The following is a 19,415-nucleotide window of genomic DNA, read 5'->3' as shown; positions in this document are numbered from 1 at the left end:
GGCAACGTGAAATGAGGGGTTTAGAAAACTAGCGATACCTGTTTATAATCGCTAATCATTGGAGCGTTTTTTTAGAGATAGAGAGGATGTTATGTTTTGGAAATTTTCACGAATTATCCACTTTGGGCGGCTTTAATTGGGATAATCTTTGCACAAACAGTGAAAGTCCCCCTTCATTTTGTTGCTACAAAGGAATTTAAACCAGGCCTAGCCTTCAGTACGGGAGGCATGCCCAGCAGTCATTCGGCAGCAGTTACTGCTGTAACAACCGGTATAGGGATCGAACACGGTGTTTCCTCAGGCCTGTTTGCCGTTTCATGTGTACTAGCTGTTATCATCATGTTTGATGCCACCGGTATTCGTAGGCAAGCTGGTGAACAAGCTATTTTACTAAATATGCTAGTCAAGGATTTTAACCGTTTCTTATCTGAAGCAAAAGGTTGGGCACAAAAAGGAGAATATCAAAAACAAAAAGAATTAAAAGAATTATTAGGCCATCAACCTATTGAAGTATTTTTCGGTGGTTTAACAGGTATTATTTTGGCATTCTTGTTATATCCGTTGTTCTAAAGAAAAGGAGGTGTTCCGACTCCTTTTCTTTTTGTGTTTGCCCAGCGCGTCGCTTGTTTTCTATTGTTTCTTGTGGAGAAGCCATGTCCGATGTATGTAATGCCGTTTGTTTAACAGACGGCTGAGCTGTTTCTTGAAAACCATTTAATACCTCGAAGGCAGATAAATTGGTAATCATCGTGAAACTTGCAATAAGTGCCCAAAACCATAACATGATGAGCAATCCGCTTTTTGACACTTTCTTTAAAAACATAAAAGATCACACCTTTTTAGATGTCATCTTTTCCTTCCTGTTATTAAATATACCTTTTCTACTACATTAAAACATTTGATAACCATTCTTACGTAAGAATCTGATCACAAAGCCTGCTACAATGGTTCCAATAAATCCTGACGATAAAATAACGATATCCTGAACACCTAATGCTGCAAATTCTCTACCTAATGTGGTAAAGGCAAATCCTGGATCTGTAAAATAAGTAAAAAAGGAGAACGTATCCACAATCAAAACGACAATAATCGGGAATACAAAGGCCATCAGCCAAGTCTGCCTTAAAATCATATTAAGAATAAAACTGATACCGAAAAATAACACAAAAAACAAAAGCACGGAAATAAAAAGTTGTATCATCTGTCTGCTCCTCTTTGATCACACATTTCTTTCACTTCTAACAACCTCTGCTAACATTGTATAATGAGACAGGTCAGAGTGCAATCCTGTTCATACGATTGTAACTTAAATAATGGACATTCTTCCTCATCACAAGATAAATCAACAACTTCCACACTAAATATCACTTTTTTCATGTCTTGATTCCTTTCAGATGGAAGAGCAAAAGCAGAGGGTATCCTCTCCTCTGCTTTGCTCGATTGTTCTTATTTAGAAGTGAAAATATTGAATTTACCTTTTTTCAACATCAGACCGATGCCGCCTGTTTTCAGTAGGGCACGATTATCGATGACTTTCTTCATGACGGTGGCTGTCCAGCCATAGATCTTCTTACCGCCAAAAATGGAACCCATCGCATCATTTTCACCTAATGAACAAACCGTTCCGCGATCGTTAAATTCAAATCCATGTAATTCTCCATCACCTTTTACTAAGGTAATAAGATTATGTGCACAAGTTTCTGCTTGTTGCATAGCGATCTGTGCAGTTGGTGGATATGGGCGATCAATTTCTTTATTCCATATTAAGGCACAGTCTCCAACAACAAAGACCTCTGGATGAGACGGTGCACGTAATTCAGCAGATACTTCCACCTTACCACGATTATCCTCTAAGACCGACTCTTCTACTAAATGATTAGCTCGTACACCTGCTGCCCATACGGTTGTCATCGTTGGAATATCTTCTTTCTCGCCATTTTGCTCAATCGTAATGCCATCCGCTCGTACTTCTTTTAAGAACGCACCAAGCTTGAATTCTACTCCACGTCCTTCTAGTGAGTTCATTGCATATTCAATTAATGCAGGGTCAAATCCAGGCATAATCGTATCCATTGCTTCTACTACAATTAAACGCACTTTACTACGATCAATGTCGAATTCTTCACACCATTTCGGAATTTGGTTGGCTACTTCACCGACAAATTCAATACCAGTGAATCCACCTCCACCTACAACAATGTTTAAGCGTTCCTGTTTTGCTTCTGCTTCATTATTGTACTGGGCAAATTGGTATTCGATATGCTCACGAATTAATCTAGCCTTGTTAATGCTGCCAATCGTTAAGGCATTCTCCAATAATCCAGGAATACCGAAAGTAGCGGCCTCAAAACCTAACGCAACAACTAGGTAATCATAATCCAATTCACCATCTTCTAACTCCACCTTTTTCTCATCAGGTTTGATAGCTGTTACGGTATCCTGCACAAAATTAACCGTCGCTGAATTAATCACGTCCGTAATTTTAAAACGCCCCTTATCCGGCGCAATTGTACCAGCAGATACTTCGTGCAGCCACGTTGACTCATAGTGATAGTCATTCTTGTTGACAAGGGTAATTTGCGCGTCATTTACCCCTAGCTTTTTTTGTAACTTTGTAACGGTTGTTAAACCACCATACCCCGCACCTAAAACAACAATTTTTGGTTGACCCATCTTCTTCACATCCATTATTAAATATTTTCTATAATAGCTCGTGATATTCTTCACGTAAAATGCTCTAACAAATCAACGAGAAGAATTCATCCCTTTTAATATGTTAGACTTTTTTTCAACATTTTTCAACCCTTGATGATGATTTAGTACTAATAATTTTTATCATGATAAAGTGAAACTATCCTATATGGAAATTTTCAACGCGCAGGAAGCGCTAGTACAGCGAACTTTGTCTACTTCCACCTTCCCTACTTAGCTTCTTTGGTTTTGGCATCTTGAAATGAGGATTTATGGACGATTAGCATTGTGATAAAAATTCTCAATTAGCAAGTAATAAAGTATGACACTTTATATGAAATTATGTTAAAATAAAAATCGTTGAGCGTTGCATTAAGGGGGAAATCAAGAAATGTCAAAAGAAGTTTATGATATAACGGTGATAGGCGCTGGTCCTGTCGGCTTGTTTACTGCTTTTTATGGTGGATTACGACAGTCTTCTGTCAAAATCATTGAAAGTCTACCACAAATCGGTGGACAGTTAAGTGCCTTGTATCCTGAAAAATATATTTATGATGTCGCAGGCTTTCCAAAGGTCCGTGCACAAGAATTAGTCGATAACCTAAAGGAACAAACCGATTTATTCGAGCCGGAAATTGTCTTAAATCAATCTGTTGAACAAGTAGAACGTTTAGATGACGAGACTTTCCGCATTGTAACACCCACAGAAGAGCATTATACAAAGGTGATCATTATCACAGGTGGTAACGGTGCTTTTCAGCCAAGAAAGTTAACGATAGATAATGCCGAAGCTCATGAAGAGGGCAATCTCCATTATTTCGTCGATAATATGGACAAGTTTAGAGATCAGCGTGTCGTCTTGTTTGGTGGTGGAGACTCTGCGGTCGATTGGGCCCTTATGCTAGAGCCGATTGCCAAAGAAGTATCCTTAGTACACCGTCGTGATACCTTCCGAGCTCATGAAGCGAGTGTCGAAAACCTGATGAATTCTCGAGTTAATTTACTTACACCTTATGTTCCTGAGAGTTTAATCGGGGATCATTTGATTGAGCAAGTTCGTTTAAAAGAAGTCAAAGGGGATAAAGAAATCATTTTGGATATTGACCATGTTCTTGTTAACTATGGATTTATCTCATCACTTGGTCCGATTAAGAATTGGGGACTGGAAATTGATAAAAACAGCATTGTCGTCAATTCAAAAATGGAAACCAACATTCCTGGTATATATGCAGCTGGTGATATTTGTACCTATCCAGGTAAAGTAAACTTGATTGCTTCTGGCTTTGGTGAGGGACCAACGGCTGTTAATAATGCCAAATCCTACATGGATCCAAAGGCTAGAATTCAGCCGAAACACTCAACAAGCATGTTTTAAGATGGTCGCGTAACCAGAAAAAGGCGAAGGATTTGTAAAGTCATAGGGCCCTTCGCCTGTTTTCATAAATAACCTTTCATCATATGTCGCCTTCTAAATAAGGAATCTGCCTTTTTCATCTTCTGTCATAGATCCTACTGATTCTAGTTGATTAGCCAACTTACTTTTCATTTTCTTTACATTTTACAGTTGGTTCACCCTCTTCAGCTGGCACACGACTTCCTATCAATAATTATATGCTTTTTTCTACAAAAAACCCCTTTGGCATTTTAACATTATCTACCAAAGAGGTTGTAAACCCTCACTACTAGAGAGTGTGGGTAAGGGTTGCGGATCGCTTAAAAAGCATTATTTTTTTAACAATTCTCCGGTGTTCCTTCTCGTGCTTTTGCCTTAAAAGAAGAGCCACAGCCACAGGACACAATCGCGTTCGGGTTATCAATGGTAAAGCCGCCGCCCATCATGTTTTGTTTATAATCTATTTTAGTGCCTTCGATCACATCAATATCGAATTTTTGGATGATGATCGGGATACCATTCGACGTCTCTGTGTGATCTAATTCTTCATTTACATCATAATCAAATCCCAGTGAATAGGAAAGACCACTACAGCCACCGCCTTTCACACCAAAACGCAGACGAACACGGTCGGCATCCTCTTCTTTCATCATCTCTTTTATCTGTAATCTTGCATCATCAGTAATATTTAAAATCATTGGAAAACTCCTTTCCCATTTAGTTAACAAACGTTTCTGTAATTAAGTATACAAACAGCTAGCGATGAATTCAATTTTTTTGTTTTTTATGCCAAAGAAAACTTCCTTCAACGGTTGTTTCGGCTGCACCACGCATCCAGACATGACCACTCTCCGCCCAAGTAATAAATAGGTCGCCTCCTGCTAAATGCACGGTTATTTCTTTATTTTTGCTCACTTTGTCATTTAAAACAGCTGCGACAACAGCCGCGCATGCTCCTGTACCGCAGGCTTGCGTCACACCAGACCCTCTTTCCCATACACGGAAATGGAGTTCTTCTTCGTTTACTTGTTCAATAAATTCCACATTTACTCCTTCTGGAAAACGTGGATCTGTTTCCACTTTTGGTCCTAAGGTGGTTAAAGGAGCTTCTTCAATATCCCCCACAAAAAACACGCCATGTGGATTCCCCATCGATACAGCGGTAAACTCCCATTTACTTTCATCTATTTCAAAACGTTCTGCTACAACCGACGCTGTGTCTTCTCCTGTCATTGGAATGGCCGATCGCTGCAAAATAGGTTCACCCATATCAACCGTGACCTCCGAGATCAATTCCCGATCACCGTGCACTTCCGCCGTCACATTGCCCGCCTTCGTTTCAATCGTAAACTGTTTGTTAGCAACGAGCTTGTTCTCATACGAATATTTGGCCACACAACGTAACCCATTACCACAGTTCTTTCCTTCAGAGCCATCTTTATTAAAAATCCGCATCCCCACATCTGCCTGCTCTGTCGGATGAATCAGAATAAGTCCGTCCGAACCAATCCCTGTATTTTTATTGGCAGCCGCAATGGCAAGATCAGCCAATATGCCTTCTGCTAAAGTAACCTCAAACATATTTATAAAAATATAACTATTTCCAAGTCCATGCATTTTAGTGAATGGTATATTCATTCCTGTTCTTTCCCTTCTTAAAATTGATCGACTAATTCATTGTCAATATAGTCATAAATACGGTCAAGCAGTTCTTCTGGTGTATCCGCTTTGATCGGGTGGCTGTTTACAATCGCTACATGGTACCGTCGGCAAATACCACAATAGCTTGTGCAACCATATTCGACTACATCCATATCCGGATCTTTTAATAATTTTTGGCGTACCTGCTCGGTCCCTTTCGCCAAATTCTTGACACAAAATCCTATTTTTATCGTAATCATAATCTTATCACACCTTTATATCCATTAGATACGCCTTTGCTTTTCTCTTATTTTTAACACACTTTCGTTTACAAATAAAATAATAAACGCTAAAATAAAAGGGAGAATGATTATCAATGGCGTGATTATGGTTTTACGGAAATCATATCACTATCGAATAAAGCTTTCAAGAACAGAAAGGGGCCTTAAGAGATGGAGCAACAAACGGAACAAGTACAGGAAATTTTAAATAAATTGCGTCCGTTCCTTTTACGTGATGGCGGTGATGTGGAATTGGTCGATGTGGAAGATGGTATTGTACGCTTACGACTAATGGGGGCATGCGGTAATTGCCCTAGCTCAACCATCACCTTAAAAGCAGGGATTGAGCGGGCGTTAATGGCTGAAGTGCCTGGTGTAACGGAAATAGAACAAGTATTTTAAGAAAGGTGACCCTGATAACTGGGTCACCTTTTCACATTACTGGTATTGTTCCATCACTGCCTCAGTTAGTGGGTGTGTTAAAGATAGCTTACTCATTTCTGCAAAGGTGGCAACTACACCCTGCTTTTTTATCATATCCTGCAAGTGCACAGCCTCTTCATCTGCTTCGTTATAAAAAGTTAGAGAAGCAGCGATGGCCGTAACCAAGTGATAAGGAAGTTTGCCTGTAGTGTCTAAATACATGAGCGCAGGTTTTACCAAACGATCGTTTGGACCAAGCTTCCGAATCGGCCCTCTTGCCACTCGAATGATAGCATCGGAAAGGTATGGATTTTGAAAACGTTCGATTATCTTTTCCATATAAGCTTGGTGCTGATGATGATCAAAACCATAGATTTCCGTCAATGCTTGCCCCGATTCCTCTAAAGCACCTCGTACCGTCTGCAGAATCGATCGGTCTTTTAATGCCTCCATTATCGTGGTATAACCCTTACTGTATCCCACATAGGCAATCACGGCATGCCCAGTGTTAACGGTAAATAATTTTCGTTCGATATATGGCCCTAAATCTTCCACATAGTGAATCGCCTCTATCCTTGGCACCGGCCCTTTTATTGCAGATCGATCCACGACCCATTCATAATAGGGTTCAACGGTGACATCCAATATATGATCATTTGTCTGATTGGGCACAATTCGATCGACAGCAGCATCTGGGAAATGATATAAACGATCAAATGTTGCTTTTTCGTCCTGTGTAATCTCCTGATAAACCATTTCTTTGAGCTTGGAACTGCCACCAATCATATTTTCACAGGCAATAATCGACAAGGGTGTTTTATTTGTATGGATGCGTTGCTGTAGTCCTTCTGCGATCGTCTTTGCAATCATCGGTAATACAGATGCACCAACTGCTGTCGTAATAATAGCTGCTTCTTCGATAGCTTGTGTAACTAATAAAGGATCTTCCTTGCTGTTAACAGCGGATATCTGTCGCACCGTCTGCGATTCACTAGTGTCATCTGCAAAGTGTACATTATACGATTGTCGTTTATTTATTTCCTCAATCAGTTGTTGATTAACATCGATAAAGGTGATATGATAGCCAGCTTGCTCTAATAACAATCCAATAAAGCCTCTTCCAATATTTCCTGCACCAAAATGGACAGCATTCATATTAATTCACCTCTTGTAATAAGTCGATCACTTCTGCTGCTTTTGAGGCATTCACCAGCTTTTCCACATTCTCTACTTCTGAGCAGATAATAGCAATCTGTGACAATATCTCCAGATGCTCATCTTTTTGACTGGCAATCCCGATCAGCACCCTTACTTCATTGCCATCACCAAAGTCAATACCATCAGGCACCGTTACGACAGACAATCCTGTTTCTATCACTTCTGTTTTGGCATCTTCTGTACCATGCGGTATTGCCAAATAGTTCCCCATGTACGTAGAGACTAGAGCCTCACGCTCTAACATTTTATTAATATAAGTTTCCTTAATATAGCCATTATCTAAGAGAATCTGTCCTACTTGTCGAACGGCTTGTTCCTTTGTCTCAAAACTTTGATGTAATTCAATATTGTTTTCAGTTAACATTTGTTTTGTCATTGTTGGCACTCCCTTATATATCAGATTTTTCATTCATGAATAATTGAAATTTTCTGCTTAAATACTGATAAATTTTCGTTTCACTACCATTTGCAAAGAGCTGCAATGTATCTTGACCCTGTATAAGCAACCCACTAATTTGGCTTAAAATGTCTAGCGCTTCTTGATGTGCAGAGGTTGGGGCAAGCATTAACAGGATACGATTAATTGCTAGGTAAGAACCATCCATGGCTTGCACATTAACAGAATAAGGTAAGCTAAAAATGAGAAAGCTTGGACGTTGAATTATCTCTGATCTCGTATGAAACAAGGCAATATCTGAATTTGGAATCCCTAAACCGCCATGTCTTTCTCTCTCTTTTAACTTGTCGAATAATACTTGCTTATCCGTTACCAAACCGATTGTCTCTGTTATCAAACACACTTCCTGCAAAAAGTAATCGTGACCCGGGATCGAATAAATAGTAAAACCATGCAAAATCTCCAGAATTGTCTCGGCATAGCGCTGCATCGATTGCAGATTATCAATAAATGCCGATCCATTCTCTGCTTTAAGCTTGTGCCTGTGACGAGAAGTTCTCAGTGAAAGCTTGTCAATTTGCTGTTTCACTTTTACCACTTCTTCTTCTGACAACATAGGCGAGATAAGTACATAATCTAAGTCAACTGTCTCCAATGGCATGGTCGATATTACCAAATCATAGCCTTCTGCAGTGGAACGATCTAGTTCAAAAAACGATCGATGGTCTGCCCTGTCGATTTCAGGAAATCTTATTTTTAATTTACTCGCAAGCATATTAGAAGTACCAATCCCAGTTGAACAAATAACCAGTACTCGCAAATGGCGTCGTTCCTCTGTTTGTAAAAGGATAGCTGCAAAATGGAGCACTAAATATCCAATTTCTTCATCAGGCACCTGAAGTTCTGGAAATATCGTGACCAGCCCTTCTTTCAGGACGGTATACAATTCCAAATAATCACGTTTAATATCCGCTAGCATGGGATTATTAATATTCATCTGCTGTTTAATTCGGTAAATTGCAGGTTTTAGGTGGGTCGTTAAATCATTTAAAAACTGGGTATTCCCTTCAATCTGGGTTTGCATGTGTTCATTCACAAATTCGATAAGTTCCCTTGCCTTCCATGCCAAGTTAAGGCTTGTATCTTCTAATAAATAATCCTGGTTCTCACGTAGTTTTGCCCCTCTTAGGTGCATGGTAATATAACCCACTTCGTCTTGTGGAATTTGCATATGAAATGCGGTTCCCAATCGTTCAATCATCTCAGTCGCTACTTGATGTTCGGGTGTATTTTTAATTTCTGTTCGGTACGCTTCATCAAAATGAATCGTATCTCCCTTTTGTAAACGTTCAACAGCTAAGGCTAAATGAACAATTAGACCAATATAAGCGCCGTCCGCCAAATCATAAGGTAATTGATGACGCATTTGCTGCACTTGCTGTTCAATCAACTCCAGTTTTAATGGATCAATCAAACCAAGTAAGCGATCGGCAATCGTTTCTGTGGTTTCTGATTGCTCTTTATTTTTAGCCTTAATCCGGTCTATAAATTGAAACAAATCAATATGGCTGGAAATAAGGTGGCTTAGTACCGCACGTTTCTGTGCCTCTTCTCCCTTTACCTGTACGCCATACCCCCTTTTTCTTATTAGTTCCAAACCAAAGCTGGCTATGCGATCTGCTATTTCATCTAAATCTTGTGTAATCATTGGAATAGTTGTGTCTAACTCAAGAGATAGCGTATATAATTTAACCGGTTCATTTAATTGAATTAAGGTGTGCAGTAAAATCGATTGTCTTTCTTCTGTTGTTAATTCCACTCCCGTTATCTGTGCCACTTTATTCTTGAGCGCTGCTATACTTTCTGCTGAACCTTCCACCATGATTCCTTTGCCAACCTCTTTTACTAGCTTGACATTGTCATGTGATAACGAATGTTCAAGTCTCCTTAACTCACGGTGAATGGTTCGTGCACTAACTTGAAACTTTTCAGCAATTTCCTTAACGGTTTTATGATTTGAACTAGATAACAAATATCCTAAGATACTTCTTTCACGCCCCGATAGATACATGACCATTCACCCCCTTTTCCAATTAGTATCGTTTACGTATTTTTCATTCGTTCCACCAATTCATCATATTTAGGACTGTTTAAAAAGTTATCTACTGAAATATGTTCCGCTGATGGCTGTTTACTTCTAGCACGCTCTGTCAAAGCTGCTTGTGTAATAACAATATCGGCGTCTGCTGGAATTTCATTAATTGCCTTATTCGTTACTTCGATATCAATATTATTGTCCTTAAATTTCTTTCGTAACAAAGAAGCGCCCATAGCACTCGATCCCATCCCTGCATCACAGGCAAAAATCACTTTTTCCACTTGTGCTGCTTGTTTCTCATCATTTCCTGTTAATGCACTGCTCACACTGCTTTTCTTCCCTTTCATTGCTTCCATCTTCGCTGTTGACGCAGCCAAATCATCTTCTGACGATTTCGATGTTTTTAAGATAAAAGCGGCAATCACAAAAGATACCGAAGCTGCTATAATGACACTTAATATTACTCCCACATAACTATCACCAGGAGTCATCGCCAACACAGCAAAAATACTTCCAGGGGAAGCGGCTGCTCTTAAACCGCCATCAAATAATTGTAAGGTGAATATACCAGACATGCCGCCGAAAATCGCAGCTATCAACAAAGTAGGTTTCATTAAGATATAAGGGAAATAAATTTCATGAATACCACCTAAGAATTGAATAATAGCTGCCCCTGGAGCAGATGACTTCGACACACCCGTACCGAAGATAGCAAAAGCTAGTAAGATACCTAAACCAGGTCCAGGGTTGGCCTCTACTAGAAAGAGAATCGATTTCCCTGCTTGAGTTGCTTGGTCGGCCCCAAGCGGTGTTAATATACCGTGGTTGATCGCATTGTTTAAGAATAGCGCCTTAGCTGGTTCTACGATAATACTTGCAATAGGCAGTAGTCCTGCATTAATAATAGCCTCTACACCTGACGCAAGCCAACTGGTTAAATTAGATACAATCGGCCCTACCCCAGATACAGCCAACATCGCTAGTAATGCGGCAAGAATTCCTGCTGAAAAATTATTGTAAAGCATTTCAAACCCTTGTCGAACCCTTGATTGGAATGGTTCGTCAATTTTTTTCATTAAGTAACCTGCAAGAGGCCCCATAATCATAGCACCTAAGAACATAGGTGCATCGGCGCCGACGATCACACCCATTGTTGCGGTAGCACCTACTACACCGCCACGGGCACCATATACCACCCGCCCGCCAGTAAAACCGATCAATAATGGTAATAGATAATTGATCATTGGATCTACCAACTGTGCCATTGTTTCATTTGGTGTCCAGCCATCAGGGATAAACAAAGCAGTAATAATCCCCCAAGCAATAAATGCACCAATGTTAGGCATGATCATTCCGCTTAAATTACTGCCAAACTTCTGGATCTTTGCCCTAAAAGCGCTTGTTTGTTCTGACATTTTGTTAATCTCCTCTCCATTGTGTAGTTCTTGCTTATCTTTTATTTTAATGGAGTGTTTCATCCCTATACAATAAGATCAAAATGCTATTTTGTCCGTCCTATGCTGCCAAAATCAAATTTGTAAGCGGTTATATTATGGGGGAGTTCATAAGATTCATTCAGCAAATTCCACCCGATCCCTTATGACTGCCTGAAACTAAGCACCTCGGTTTGTTCAAGGTCAGAATCGTTCCACATCTTATCATAACAAGAATGTTTTCTTATCTATAAAAAAAGCTGCTATAAAACCTTATGTCAGGCTCTATAACAGCTGCGTATATTATTCTTTCATTTCGGCTTGTTCGAATTGCTCTACGGATGATCCTCTTTGTTCTACTTGTAATGGCAGCCATTGAAAATCAGGGTATGCCTGTTGCCATTTACGGATCGTCGCAAAAGCTTTTTTATCATCGACTACAGCAATCATAGTCGGTCCTGCCCCACTTAAGAAAACACCGTAAGCATCTTCTTTCATGTAATGATAGAGCTCATCATAATGCGGAATCAAGGATTTACGAAATGGCTGATGAAAATGGTCTTTTTCCATCATGTCACCAAGCGTTTCCCATTCGCCTTTACAGATAGCTGCCACGCTTAAATTGGCCACACTGCTTGCTTGGACACTTTCCTTAAAACTAAAAGTCTGCGGCAGTACAGCCCGGGCTTCCTTGGTTTTAAGCTCAAATGGAGGAATCATGGCGACAAAGGTAACCCCTTTGACTGGAAGCTTGGTGTAACTTACCTTACCATCATAATGACCAACTACACAGCCACCAATTAGGGAAGGCGCAACATTGTCAGGATGTCCTTCCACATCGGTCGCAATCTGCAATTTATCATTTTCCGTCAAATCTAAATCCAATAATATATTAGCTAGTTCAATCCCAGCGATAATAGCTGTCGCACTGCTGCCCAACCCTCGCGCTAATGGAATATTACTCGTCATCTCTACATGACATGCAGGAATTTGATCCGCTTTCCCATATTGAAGCGCCACGTTTTCTACTATTTCATAAACCAAATTATCTTTTCCGGTTGGAATGTCGCTTAACGATTCCGAAACGGGAGTAAACAGCCATTCTTCCGCTTTTGATACATGTAATTCCAAATATAAGTTTAATGCCAAACCAATCGAGTCAAAACCAGCACCTAAGTTAGAAGTGCTGGAAGGAACCTTTATCATCCAGCTCATGCCTTGACACTGCCTAAGATTTTATTAATTATCACTTCTTCATCATTCGGCAACACCGTTGGTTGTACGTCACTATAGTCAATTGCCGTGTTTGGATCTTTTAAACCATTACCGGTCAAGACCGATACAACGGTCGATCCTTTTTCTACTTTTCCTTGTTCCAGCTTCTTGAACAATCCAGCAATCGAGGCACAAGAGGCAGGTTCGGCGAATACCCCTTCTTCCTGGGCAATCCATTTATAAGCGGCAATCATTTCCTCGTCCGTAATTTCATCGATTTCTCCATTGGATTCCTCACGGGCATTAACAGCACCTTGCCAGCTAGCTGGATTACCAATTCGAATAGCTGTTCCCACTGTTTCTGGATTTTCAAATACACGATCATGGACAATAGCAGCTGCACCGCTCGCTTCAAAGCCCATCATCTTTGGTAAGCCGGTCTGCTTCTGCTCATGATATTCCTTAAAGCCTTTCCAGTATGCCGTAATGTTGCCGGCATTTCCAACTGGAATAAATAAATAGTCAGGGGCCTTGCCTAATTCATCACACACTTCAAATGCCGCCGTTTTTTGGCCCTCAATTCGATAAGGATTGACCGAGTTCACTAACGCCACATCGCCTGATTCCGCCAATTTACGCACATAACGCAAAGCATCATCAAAGTTGCCAGCAATAGAATAGATCTCGGCGCCATACATAACCGCCTGTGCCAATTTCCCTTGTGCAATCTTGCCATCTGGAATCACGACAATACATTTAAGACCCGCTCTAGCTGCAAACGCCGCAGCTGAAGCAGACGTATTTCCGGTAGAAGCACAGATAACGGCCTTGGCTCCATCTTCCACGGCCTTAGCCATTGCCATAACCATCCCTCTGTCTTTAAAAGAACCAGTTGGATTTAGTCCGTCAAATTTTGCATAGGCATTAATTCCAAATTTTTCTGATAATTTCTCCAGTTTATACAAAGGTGTATTTCCCTCAAATAATGTAAGCATTGGTGTGTTCTCTTCAATTGGTAAATATGATTGATACTCTGCTAATAATCCTTGCCAAGCCATGAATAAGTCTCCCCTCTAATTTTGCAACAATTTACGTCTATTCGTGTTCAAACCCCTGTTGGAATAGACTAGTTAATATACGGTAATGACGTATCATTCTCCATCAACGCGGTAACAACTAATGATTTCATTAACAACGTCTAACCGTTTTAAGTTTTCTCTACTATTGAGTAGTTGCTGTTTGCTTATCTTATGTGTCACCATAACAATTTCTGCCAGTTTCTCTTTTTCTGATGGTAATTGTAAGATCTTCTGGAAGCTTACTTGTTCATCGGTAAACACATTTGTCAATTTTTGAAAAGTGCCTGCTTGATCATCGACTTCCATGCGGATAAAATACTGCATATACTTTTCATTGTCTGCTTTTAATTGCTTTTCATACTGTGGGATAACGTATTCGTTGCCTGTGGTACCAAGCTGAATATTCTTCACCACATCCATCAAGTCGGATACAACAGCCGTTGCGGTTGGCATACTACCGGCACCCGGGCCATAGAACATCGTTTCCCCTACTGCTTCCCCATAGACATAGACGGCGTTATACTCATTTTTCACCTGTGCCAATGGGTGATCAATCGGAAGCAAGGTTGGCTCTACCGTAACTTCTGCTTTCCCATTCGTAATAGACGCAATTCCTATTAATTTAATAGTATACCCTAAACTCGTCGCAAACGTAATATCTTCTTGAGAAATAGTACGAATCCCTGTCACTTCAACATCCTCTAAGGCAATTTCCATTTTGAAGGCTAAATTTGCCAAGAGAGTCATCTTACGGGCAGCATCCAGCCCATCCACATCAGAAGTAGGGTCCGCTTCTGCAAACCCAAGCGACTGGGCCTCTTTTAGAACGGGCTCAAATGCCAATGAGTCATCTGTCATTTTGGTCAATATATAATTTGTAGTGCCGTTTACGATCCCCATAATTTTTTGGATACGATCGGATGCTAGCCCTTCTGTTAACGAACGAATAATCGGAATACCACCGGCAACACTTGCATCATATAAGATGTCACAATTGTTTTCTTTGGCTAATCGAAGCAGTTTCTGACCATGTACTGCCATTAAATCTTTATTCGCCGTTACGATATGTTTTTTATTTTGAATTGCCTTTTCTAATAAAAGGTTAGTATCCTCAATACCACCCATTACTTCGATAATAATGTCGATATTGGGATTATCAATTAATTCGGCTGCCTGATCGGTTAACCATTCTTGCTGGATCACCACATCACGTTGTTTGTTCAAGTCATGAACGAGAATTTTCTCTATATTAATTTCACAACCTACCTTATATTTTATTTCTTCTGCATGGTTTTGTAATAGCTTGACAACTCCAGTACCTACTGTTCCCAAGCCACACAAACCAACATTGATTTGATCCATCTAGACGCCTCCCTTGTTTGCATAACGTGTACATTTGTATTTCCATAGTGGACATTATACATCTGAATACCTGCTTTAGCAAGGTGCATTCATCTAAAATTGAAAAAAATCCTCGTGCTGCTGATCGAATGAGTAGATTTGATTCATTAACTATAACTTGTCCTTCACCATCCAGCCTCACCGAAGTTTATCGAAGCTGAAAGCTACCTGGTACTTTATTGCTGACATAAATGAGATACAGAACTGCCCATTAGGATGGAATGATCTAAAATAGCAGGTTGATTATATATTGGTCAGCCAATCTAATTGTATACCATTTATGTCTCTTTCATCCACCCCTAATTGATAAAAAAAGGACGCCAAATGCTGTTGGTAATTATGTTGTTGTGTGATGATGTCTTCCATTGATATCGTGGATCGAGACGTTTGTTGGATTTGATCCACCAAATCGAATAAATGAATCGGAAAAAGCAGTCTGGCATATAATAACTTCCAGCCAAAGGCAGACAATGGTATTTGCGAGAGATAGGAACGTAAAAAACGTTCACAATCTGCATGGCGCAGGCCTTCTTCTTCCAGCATAAAATGTCTTATCTTCTCGGCAAGATCGCGAACGGGGTGATCATATATAAAGGTAGGACTATAAATAAAATCTTCCTTCATCTCCTTTTGATAACGTCCAAAGGTAATGGTCGGCTGATCATTGGCACTGAATTGCCTTTCCTGTTCCACCACATGTAAGTATTGGATGGCGTTTTCTGCTAAACCAACAATATAGGGAAATAAGTTTACCGTATCCCGCAAGATTGAATTCGCTGGCCGTTGTTGATATAGTTGTTTATATACTAACTCATACTGATCCGTCTTATTGGACCAAAGTTGCCGCCAACGACCATAATGATTGATCTCCTTAGGTTGATAAGGGTACTGAAACCCAATCTGCTGAAAGGCTGCCAACATTTGCCCCTCCTCCAGCTCGAAGTTGGATGGATAAGCATAACAGACAACATACTGTTCTTTACCAACCGTCGTGATAAACTGATTATGTATATTAGGTATGGGGCAGGTTACATTGGTAAACCCTTGTTGATGATAATAAGAGGCAATGCTGTACCATTCCAAAGCGGCTTCTTCTGAATAAGCACTTGGCACCACGAAATAATAGGTAGATTGGTCCTGATATGTCATATAAGGCTGGTCAGCTATTGGTTTAACGGGAACCTGCATCGGGTAGTGTAAGAATACAGAATGCATGATTATTCCCCCTTTTTTAGAAATATATTAAACTATATGTGTCTTTCCTCTCAAAAATGATGAATACAGGATGTGATTAGATGTCAAATCAACGAAAAAAGAGTGTACTGGAAACAAAAGCAAGAGAAATGCTGCAAGATCGGGGAGTAGAGCTTGATGATATTGCTGATCTAGTCTTTTACCTACAAAATAAATATCAAGAGAATCTAACCTTAGAAACATGTTATAAGAATGTGGACCATGTACTAATGAAACGAGAAGTGCAGAATGCCATCATCACCGGTATCCAGCTAGATATCCTAGCAGAACAAGGCAAACTCCATTCTCCACTACAGGAAATTGTTGAATCAGATGAAGGCTTATATGGAATTGATGAGGTTATTGCCTTATCGATTGTTAATGTATATGGTTCGATCGGTTTTACCAATTATGGTTATATCGATAAGCAAAAGCCAGGAATATTGGAGAAGCTCAACGATAAGGCCAATGGCTGCCATACTTTTCTTGATGATATCGTAGGAGCGATTGCTGCTTCTGCCTCCTCACGCTTAGCACATAGCGCAGAACATGATGAATCCACTATTGACGATGAATAAAGCTTAAATAAGCCGTATCCACAGTGGATACGGCTTATTAACAGTCACTTGCTTATTTTTGCTGGAACCTGGTTGGCTGCCGATTCTTGGTAGACATCCTGTTTCTCCTTCAACAACGGTGAGGTGAAAATAAAAATGGTTACAAATATGGCTATGCCGATCATCATGACCTTAATCGCACTTAAAGGAATAAAAAAGAGCGAAAACACAACGCTTGTCCAAACAAGGCAGACAGCACCAATCTTAATTTTCACAGGCACTCCCTTACCTTGTTGATAATCGGCGATATAACGGCCAAAGTACCGGTTAGTGATCAGCCAATGATGCAACCTTGGCGAAGCCTTTCCAAAACAAAAGGCTGCCAGTATAATAAAAGGAGTAGTCGGCAAAATCGGTACAATAATACCAATCAGACCACTAAGTAAGCTCAGTGTCCCCATCGTCAGAAACCATAATCGCCGTATTTTTCTCATGGTATATCCTCCTTACCCCTTGTTTGTAAATGTATTCGCTACGCCGATTTCATTAGCCAGATATTGTCGTATACTGGAGCTAAACCGCGATAAAGGTTCGTAGGCAACGATGAAAACACTCATTAAGCGAGCATGATCGATCTGCTTATATTCTTGTACAACATGCTTTCGCAATGATACAAATACCTCATAAGCCCCTTGATCTTGCTTATTAATCACTTGCTCATCCACTAATATATGAACAATATCCAGATAACTCCCTGGATCACGCATTATAAACCCATCTATCATCATATTACCCGTATCAATGAAGGCCTCGATCAGCACATGTGTCATACGCTCCAACGCATATTTGTCCAAGTCACTTTCACCCGAGTAATCTTTTACTTTCGGCAGGATTCGGTCAAAAAAATCCAACGTTTCATTCATTTGCATCATGTCTACAAAATACAACGTGCTTCCCTCCATATATTTATCCTTTTCTAATGGTTCACCTGTTTAACAATAAAAAAACGACAGCCAAAATTACAATATTCGTACAAATAATCTTCACAGGTACTAAATTTTGTATCAAAGGTAGCTTTTGGGTTTTGGTCATCATAAAAGCCCTTTAACCGCAGCTGTTGATACCCCCAGTCACCAACAATAAAATCATATTTCGTTAATATATCGGCATATCTCTCCTTGAAGGCTTTTTCCTCAAAGGCAGACCGATAATCTTTGATCACTTCATAACGTTTTCCTTGTACTTCAATCATTCGATGTCACACCTTTTTCGTAAAAGTTTTTACAAATGTTTCTAGCATGAAAATAATCGCACTGCTCACACTATGTAGAAACGGTTCAAGTCGTTCCACCCCTAAAGAAAAGGAGGTTATTATTTTTGATTCAACGTATCTTACTATTTGCCTTGTTAGGTTTTTTTCTTCTATCTACTATAGCATATGCAGAAGAAAATGTGGATGCAGACGCTGAAAAAATCGCACTTTATCGACAAATGGAAGCCGTCACCCTCATTCCATGGTATTATTTAGCTGCGATTGATCGCTATGAAGCAAACATACGTGACGCCGATGATCAAGAAACTGGTTTAATTAATATAAACATTAGCGAAGAAAAATGGTACGGATTTGTACCATTTCAACAACCTGCTACCCCTGAGCTGCTGCAGATGTTTGGCGGTATCGGGCAAGATGGTGATGGAGATCAGCTTGCTGATAAAGATAATGATATCGATGTATTATATACGGTGGCATCTTATTTGCAAGAGAGCGGTTATACTTCTCAGGACATTCGCACGGCGTTATGGAATTATTATCATCGAGAGTTATCGGTTATGTCCATTATGAATTACGCCAAGTTATTTCAACAATATCAGACAATTAGCTTGGATGAAACAGCCTTTCCTGTTCCTAAAGGGTATAATTATAGTTATCGCAGCACATGGGGCGATGCCCGAGGATTCGGCGGACGAAGAATTCACGAAGGAACAGATATTTTTGCAAGCTATGGCACCCCTGTACGTGCAACCACCTATGGGGTTGTGGAACTGAAAGGCTGGAATAAGTATGGTGGCTGGCGTATTGGCATTCGCGATATTTATAACAGATATCACTACTTTGCCCACCTTAATGGCTTTGCGGAAGGTCTGGAAATGGGAGATATCGTCGAAGCCGGGCAAACGATTGGTTCGGTAGGTTCCACAGGCTACGGCCCGCCTGGTACCGCTGGAAAGTTCCCGCCACATCTTCATTATGGTATGTACAAAGATAATGGCAAAACAGAATGGTCCTTTGATCCGTATCCCCATTTAAAACGTTGGGAAAATAACAATCCGTAAAGCACGAAATGCACTTTACGG

22 protein-coding genes are annotated in these 19,415 nt (G+C 40.1%); 5 read left to right on the top strand and 17 right to left on the bottom strand.

What is annotated here, in order from left to right; genetic code table 11:
- The first annotated feature begins 96 nt into the window (after window positions 1–96).
- Window positions 97–570, top strand: a complete 474-nt coding sequence (locus E0E32_RS10730; RefSeq protein ID WP_066192587.1) for a divergent PAP2 family protein — start codon at window positions 97–99, stop codon at window positions 568–570.
- Here the strand turns inward: E0E32_RS10730 and E0E32_RS10725 are convergent.
- The 3 genes from E0E32_RS10725 to E0E32_RS10715 form a co-directional block, all read right to left on the bottom strand.
- Entirely contained in the window at window positions 536–823 is a 288-nt protein-coding gene (locus E0E32_RS10725; protein ID WP_066192585.1) for a hypothetical protein, read from the bottom strand. The genes E0E32_RS10730 and E0E32_RS10725 overlap by 35 nt on opposite strands.
- A gap of 66 nt (window positions 824–889) precedes the next feature.
- The gene (locus E0E32_RS10720; RefSeq protein WP_066192583.1) at window positions 890–1,201 is read right to left on the bottom strand and encodes a YuiB family protein; all 312 of its coding nucleotides are present in this window, start codon (window positions 1,199–1,201) and stop codon (window positions 890–892) included.
- A 245-nt stretch (window positions 1,202–1,446) separates the two neighbouring features.
- A complete protein-coding gene (locus E0E32_RS10715; protein WP_066192581.1) occupies window positions 1,447–2,673 on the bottom strand; it encodes an NAD(P)/FAD-dependent oxidoreductase in 1,227 nt (408 codons plus the stop codon).
- A gap of 409 nt (window positions 2,674–3,082) precedes the next feature.
- Between E0E32_RS10715 and E0E32_RS10710 the strand changes: the two genes are divergently transcribed.
- A complete protein-coding gene (locus E0E32_RS10710) occupies window positions 3,083–4,066 on the top strand; it encodes an NAD(P)/FAD-dependent oxidoreductase (protein WP_066192579.1) in 984 nt (327 codons plus the stop codon).
- Window positions 4,067–4,422: 356 nt separating this feature from the next.
- Here E0E32_RS10710 and E0E32_RS10705 read toward each other — a convergent pair whose 3' ends face one another.
- From E0E32_RS10705 to E0E32_RS10695, 3 genes are all read right to left on the bottom strand, one after another.
- Complete coding sequence (locus tag E0E32_RS10705; RefSeq protein WP_066192577.1) at window positions 4,423–4,782, bottom strand: HesB/IscA family protein; 360 nt, start codon at window positions 4,780–4,782, stop codon at window positions 4,423–4,425.
- Between the two features lie 70 nt (window positions 4,783–4,852).
- Window positions 4,853–5,722 carry a diaminopimelate epimerase gene (gene dapF, locus E0E32_RS10700; protein ID WP_130859752.1) on the bottom strand — a complete coding sequence of 290 codons (870 nt, stop codon included), beginning with the start codon at window positions 5,720–5,722 and terminating at the stop codon, window positions 4,853–4,855.
- A 17-nt stretch (window positions 5,723–5,739) separates the two neighbouring features.
- Entirely contained in the window at window positions 5,740–5,985 is a 246-nt protein-coding gene (locus tag E0E32_RS10695; protein ID WP_066192573.1) for a DUF1450 domain-containing protein, read from the bottom strand.
- Window positions 5,986–6,177: 192 nt separating this feature from the next.
- Between E0E32_RS10695 and E0E32_RS10690 the strand changes: the two genes are divergently transcribed.
- On the top strand, window positions 6,178–6,408 hold the full coding sequence (locus E0E32_RS10690) for a NifU family protein (protein ID WP_066192571.1): 231 nt from the start codon (window positions 6,178–6,180) through the stop codon (window positions 6,406–6,408).
- Between the two features lie 36 nt (window positions 6,409–6,444).
- Here the strand turns inward: E0E32_RS10690 and E0E32_RS10685 are convergent, their stop codons facing one another.
- The 8 genes from E0E32_RS10685 to E0E32_RS10650 form a co-directional block, all read right to left on the bottom strand.
- On the bottom strand, window positions 6,445–7,584 hold the full coding sequence (locus E0E32_RS10685; protein ID WP_066192569.1) for a mannitol-1-phosphate 5-dehydrogenase: 1,140 nt from the start codon (window positions 7,582–7,584) through the stop codon (window positions 6,445–6,447).
- A 1-nt stretch (window position 7,585) separates the two neighbouring features.
- Window positions 7,586–8,023, bottom strand: coding sequence for a PTS mannitol transporter subunit IIA (locus E0E32_RS10680; protein WP_130859751.1), 438 nt, complete (start codon window positions 8,021–8,023; stop codon window positions 7,586–7,588).
- Window positions 8,024–8,036: 13 nt separating this feature from the next.
- On the bottom strand, window positions 8,037–10,115 hold the full coding sequence (locus E0E32_RS10675; RefSeq protein WP_130859750.1) for a BglG family transcription antiterminator: 2,079 nt from the start codon (window positions 10,113–10,115) through the stop codon (window positions 8,037–8,039).
- Between the two features lie 32 nt (window positions 10,116–10,147).
- Entirely contained in the window at window positions 10,148–11,557 is a 1,410-nt protein-coding gene (locus tag E0E32_RS10670) for a PTS mannitol transporter subunit IIBC (RefSeq protein ID WP_066192563.1), read from the bottom strand.
- 321 nt (window positions 11,558–11,878) lie between these two features.
- Entirely contained in the window at window positions 11,879–12,790 is a 912-nt protein-coding gene (gene thrB / locus E0E32_RS10665; RefSeq protein ID WP_066192561.1) for a homoserine kinase, read from the bottom strand.
- Window positions 12,787–13,848, bottom strand: a complete 1,062-nt coding sequence (gene thrC / locus E0E32_RS10660; RefSeq protein WP_066192559.1) for a threonine synthase — start codon at window positions 13,846–13,848, stop codon at window positions 12,787–12,789. The genes thrB and thrC overlap by 4 nt, the downstream gene beginning before the upstream one ends.
- Window positions 13,849–13,941: 93 nt before the next feature.
- Window positions 13,942–15,231: a homoserine dehydrogenase gene (locus tag E0E32_RS10655; RefSeq protein WP_066192556.1), complete on the bottom strand. Its 1,290-nt coding sequence runs from the start codon at window positions 15,229–15,231 to the stop codon at window positions 13,942–13,944.
- A gap of 282 nt (window positions 15,232–15,513) precedes the next feature.
- The gene (locus E0E32_RS10650) at window positions 15,514–16,485 is read right to left on the bottom strand and encodes a protein kinase family protein (protein ID WP_066192554.1); all 972 of its coding nucleotides are present in this window, start codon (window positions 16,483–16,485) and stop codon (window positions 15,514–15,516) included.
- Window positions 16,486–16,565: 80 nt separating this feature from the next.
- Here E0E32_RS10650 and E0E32_RS10645 point away from each other — a divergent pair, with 80 nt between their 5' ends.
- The gene (locus tag E0E32_RS10645; protein ID WP_066192552.1) at window positions 16,566–17,081 is read left to right on the top strand and encodes a phosphatidylglycerophosphatase A family protein; all 516 of its coding nucleotides are present in this window, start codon (window positions 16,566–16,568) and stop codon (window positions 17,079–17,081) included.
- 44 nt (window positions 17,082–17,125) lie between these two features.
- Here E0E32_RS10645 and E0E32_RS10640 read toward each other — a convergent pair whose 3' ends face one another.
- Genes E0E32_RS10640 through E0E32_RS10630 form a run of 3 tightly spaced genes read right to left on the bottom strand, consistent with a single transcriptional unit; the run spans window position 17,126 to window position 18,312 of the window.
- Window positions 17,126–17,554 carry a YbaN family protein gene (locus E0E32_RS10640; RefSeq protein ID WP_066192549.1) on the bottom strand — a complete coding sequence of 143 codons (429 nt, stop codon included), beginning with the start codon at window positions 17,552–17,554 and terminating at the stop codon, window positions 17,126–17,128.
- 12 nt (window positions 17,555–17,566) lie between these two features.
- Window positions 17,567–18,007, bottom strand: coding sequence for a DUF86 domain-containing protein (locus E0E32_RS10635; protein WP_130859749.1), 441 nt, complete (start codon window positions 18,005–18,007; stop codon window positions 17,567–17,569).
- Between the two features lie 29 nt (window positions 18,008–18,036).
- Window positions 18,037–18,312, bottom strand: a complete 276-nt coding sequence (locus E0E32_RS10630) for a YutD family protein (RefSeq protein WP_066192543.1) — start codon at window positions 18,310–18,312, stop codon at window positions 18,037–18,039.
- 125 nt (window positions 18,313–18,437) lie between these two features.
- Between E0E32_RS10630 and E0E32_RS10625 the strand changes: the two genes are divergently transcribed.
- Window positions 18,438–19,394 carry a M23 family metallopeptidase gene (locus E0E32_RS10625; RefSeq protein WP_286171874.1) on the top strand — a complete coding sequence of 319 codons (957 nt, stop codon included), beginning with the start codon at window positions 18,438–18,440 and terminating at the stop codon, window positions 19,392–19,394.
- Window positions 19,395–19,415 lie beyond the last annotated feature (21 nt).

The sequence above is a fragment of the Gracilibacillus phocaeensis genome (genome assembly GCF_900626275.1).
In the GTDB taxonomy this organism is placed as follows: domain Bacteria; phylum Bacillota; class Bacilli; order Bacillales; family Amphibacillaceae; genus Gracilibacillus; species Gracilibacillus timonensis.
This window is presented reverse-complemented; position numbering and strand designations above follow the sequence as displayed.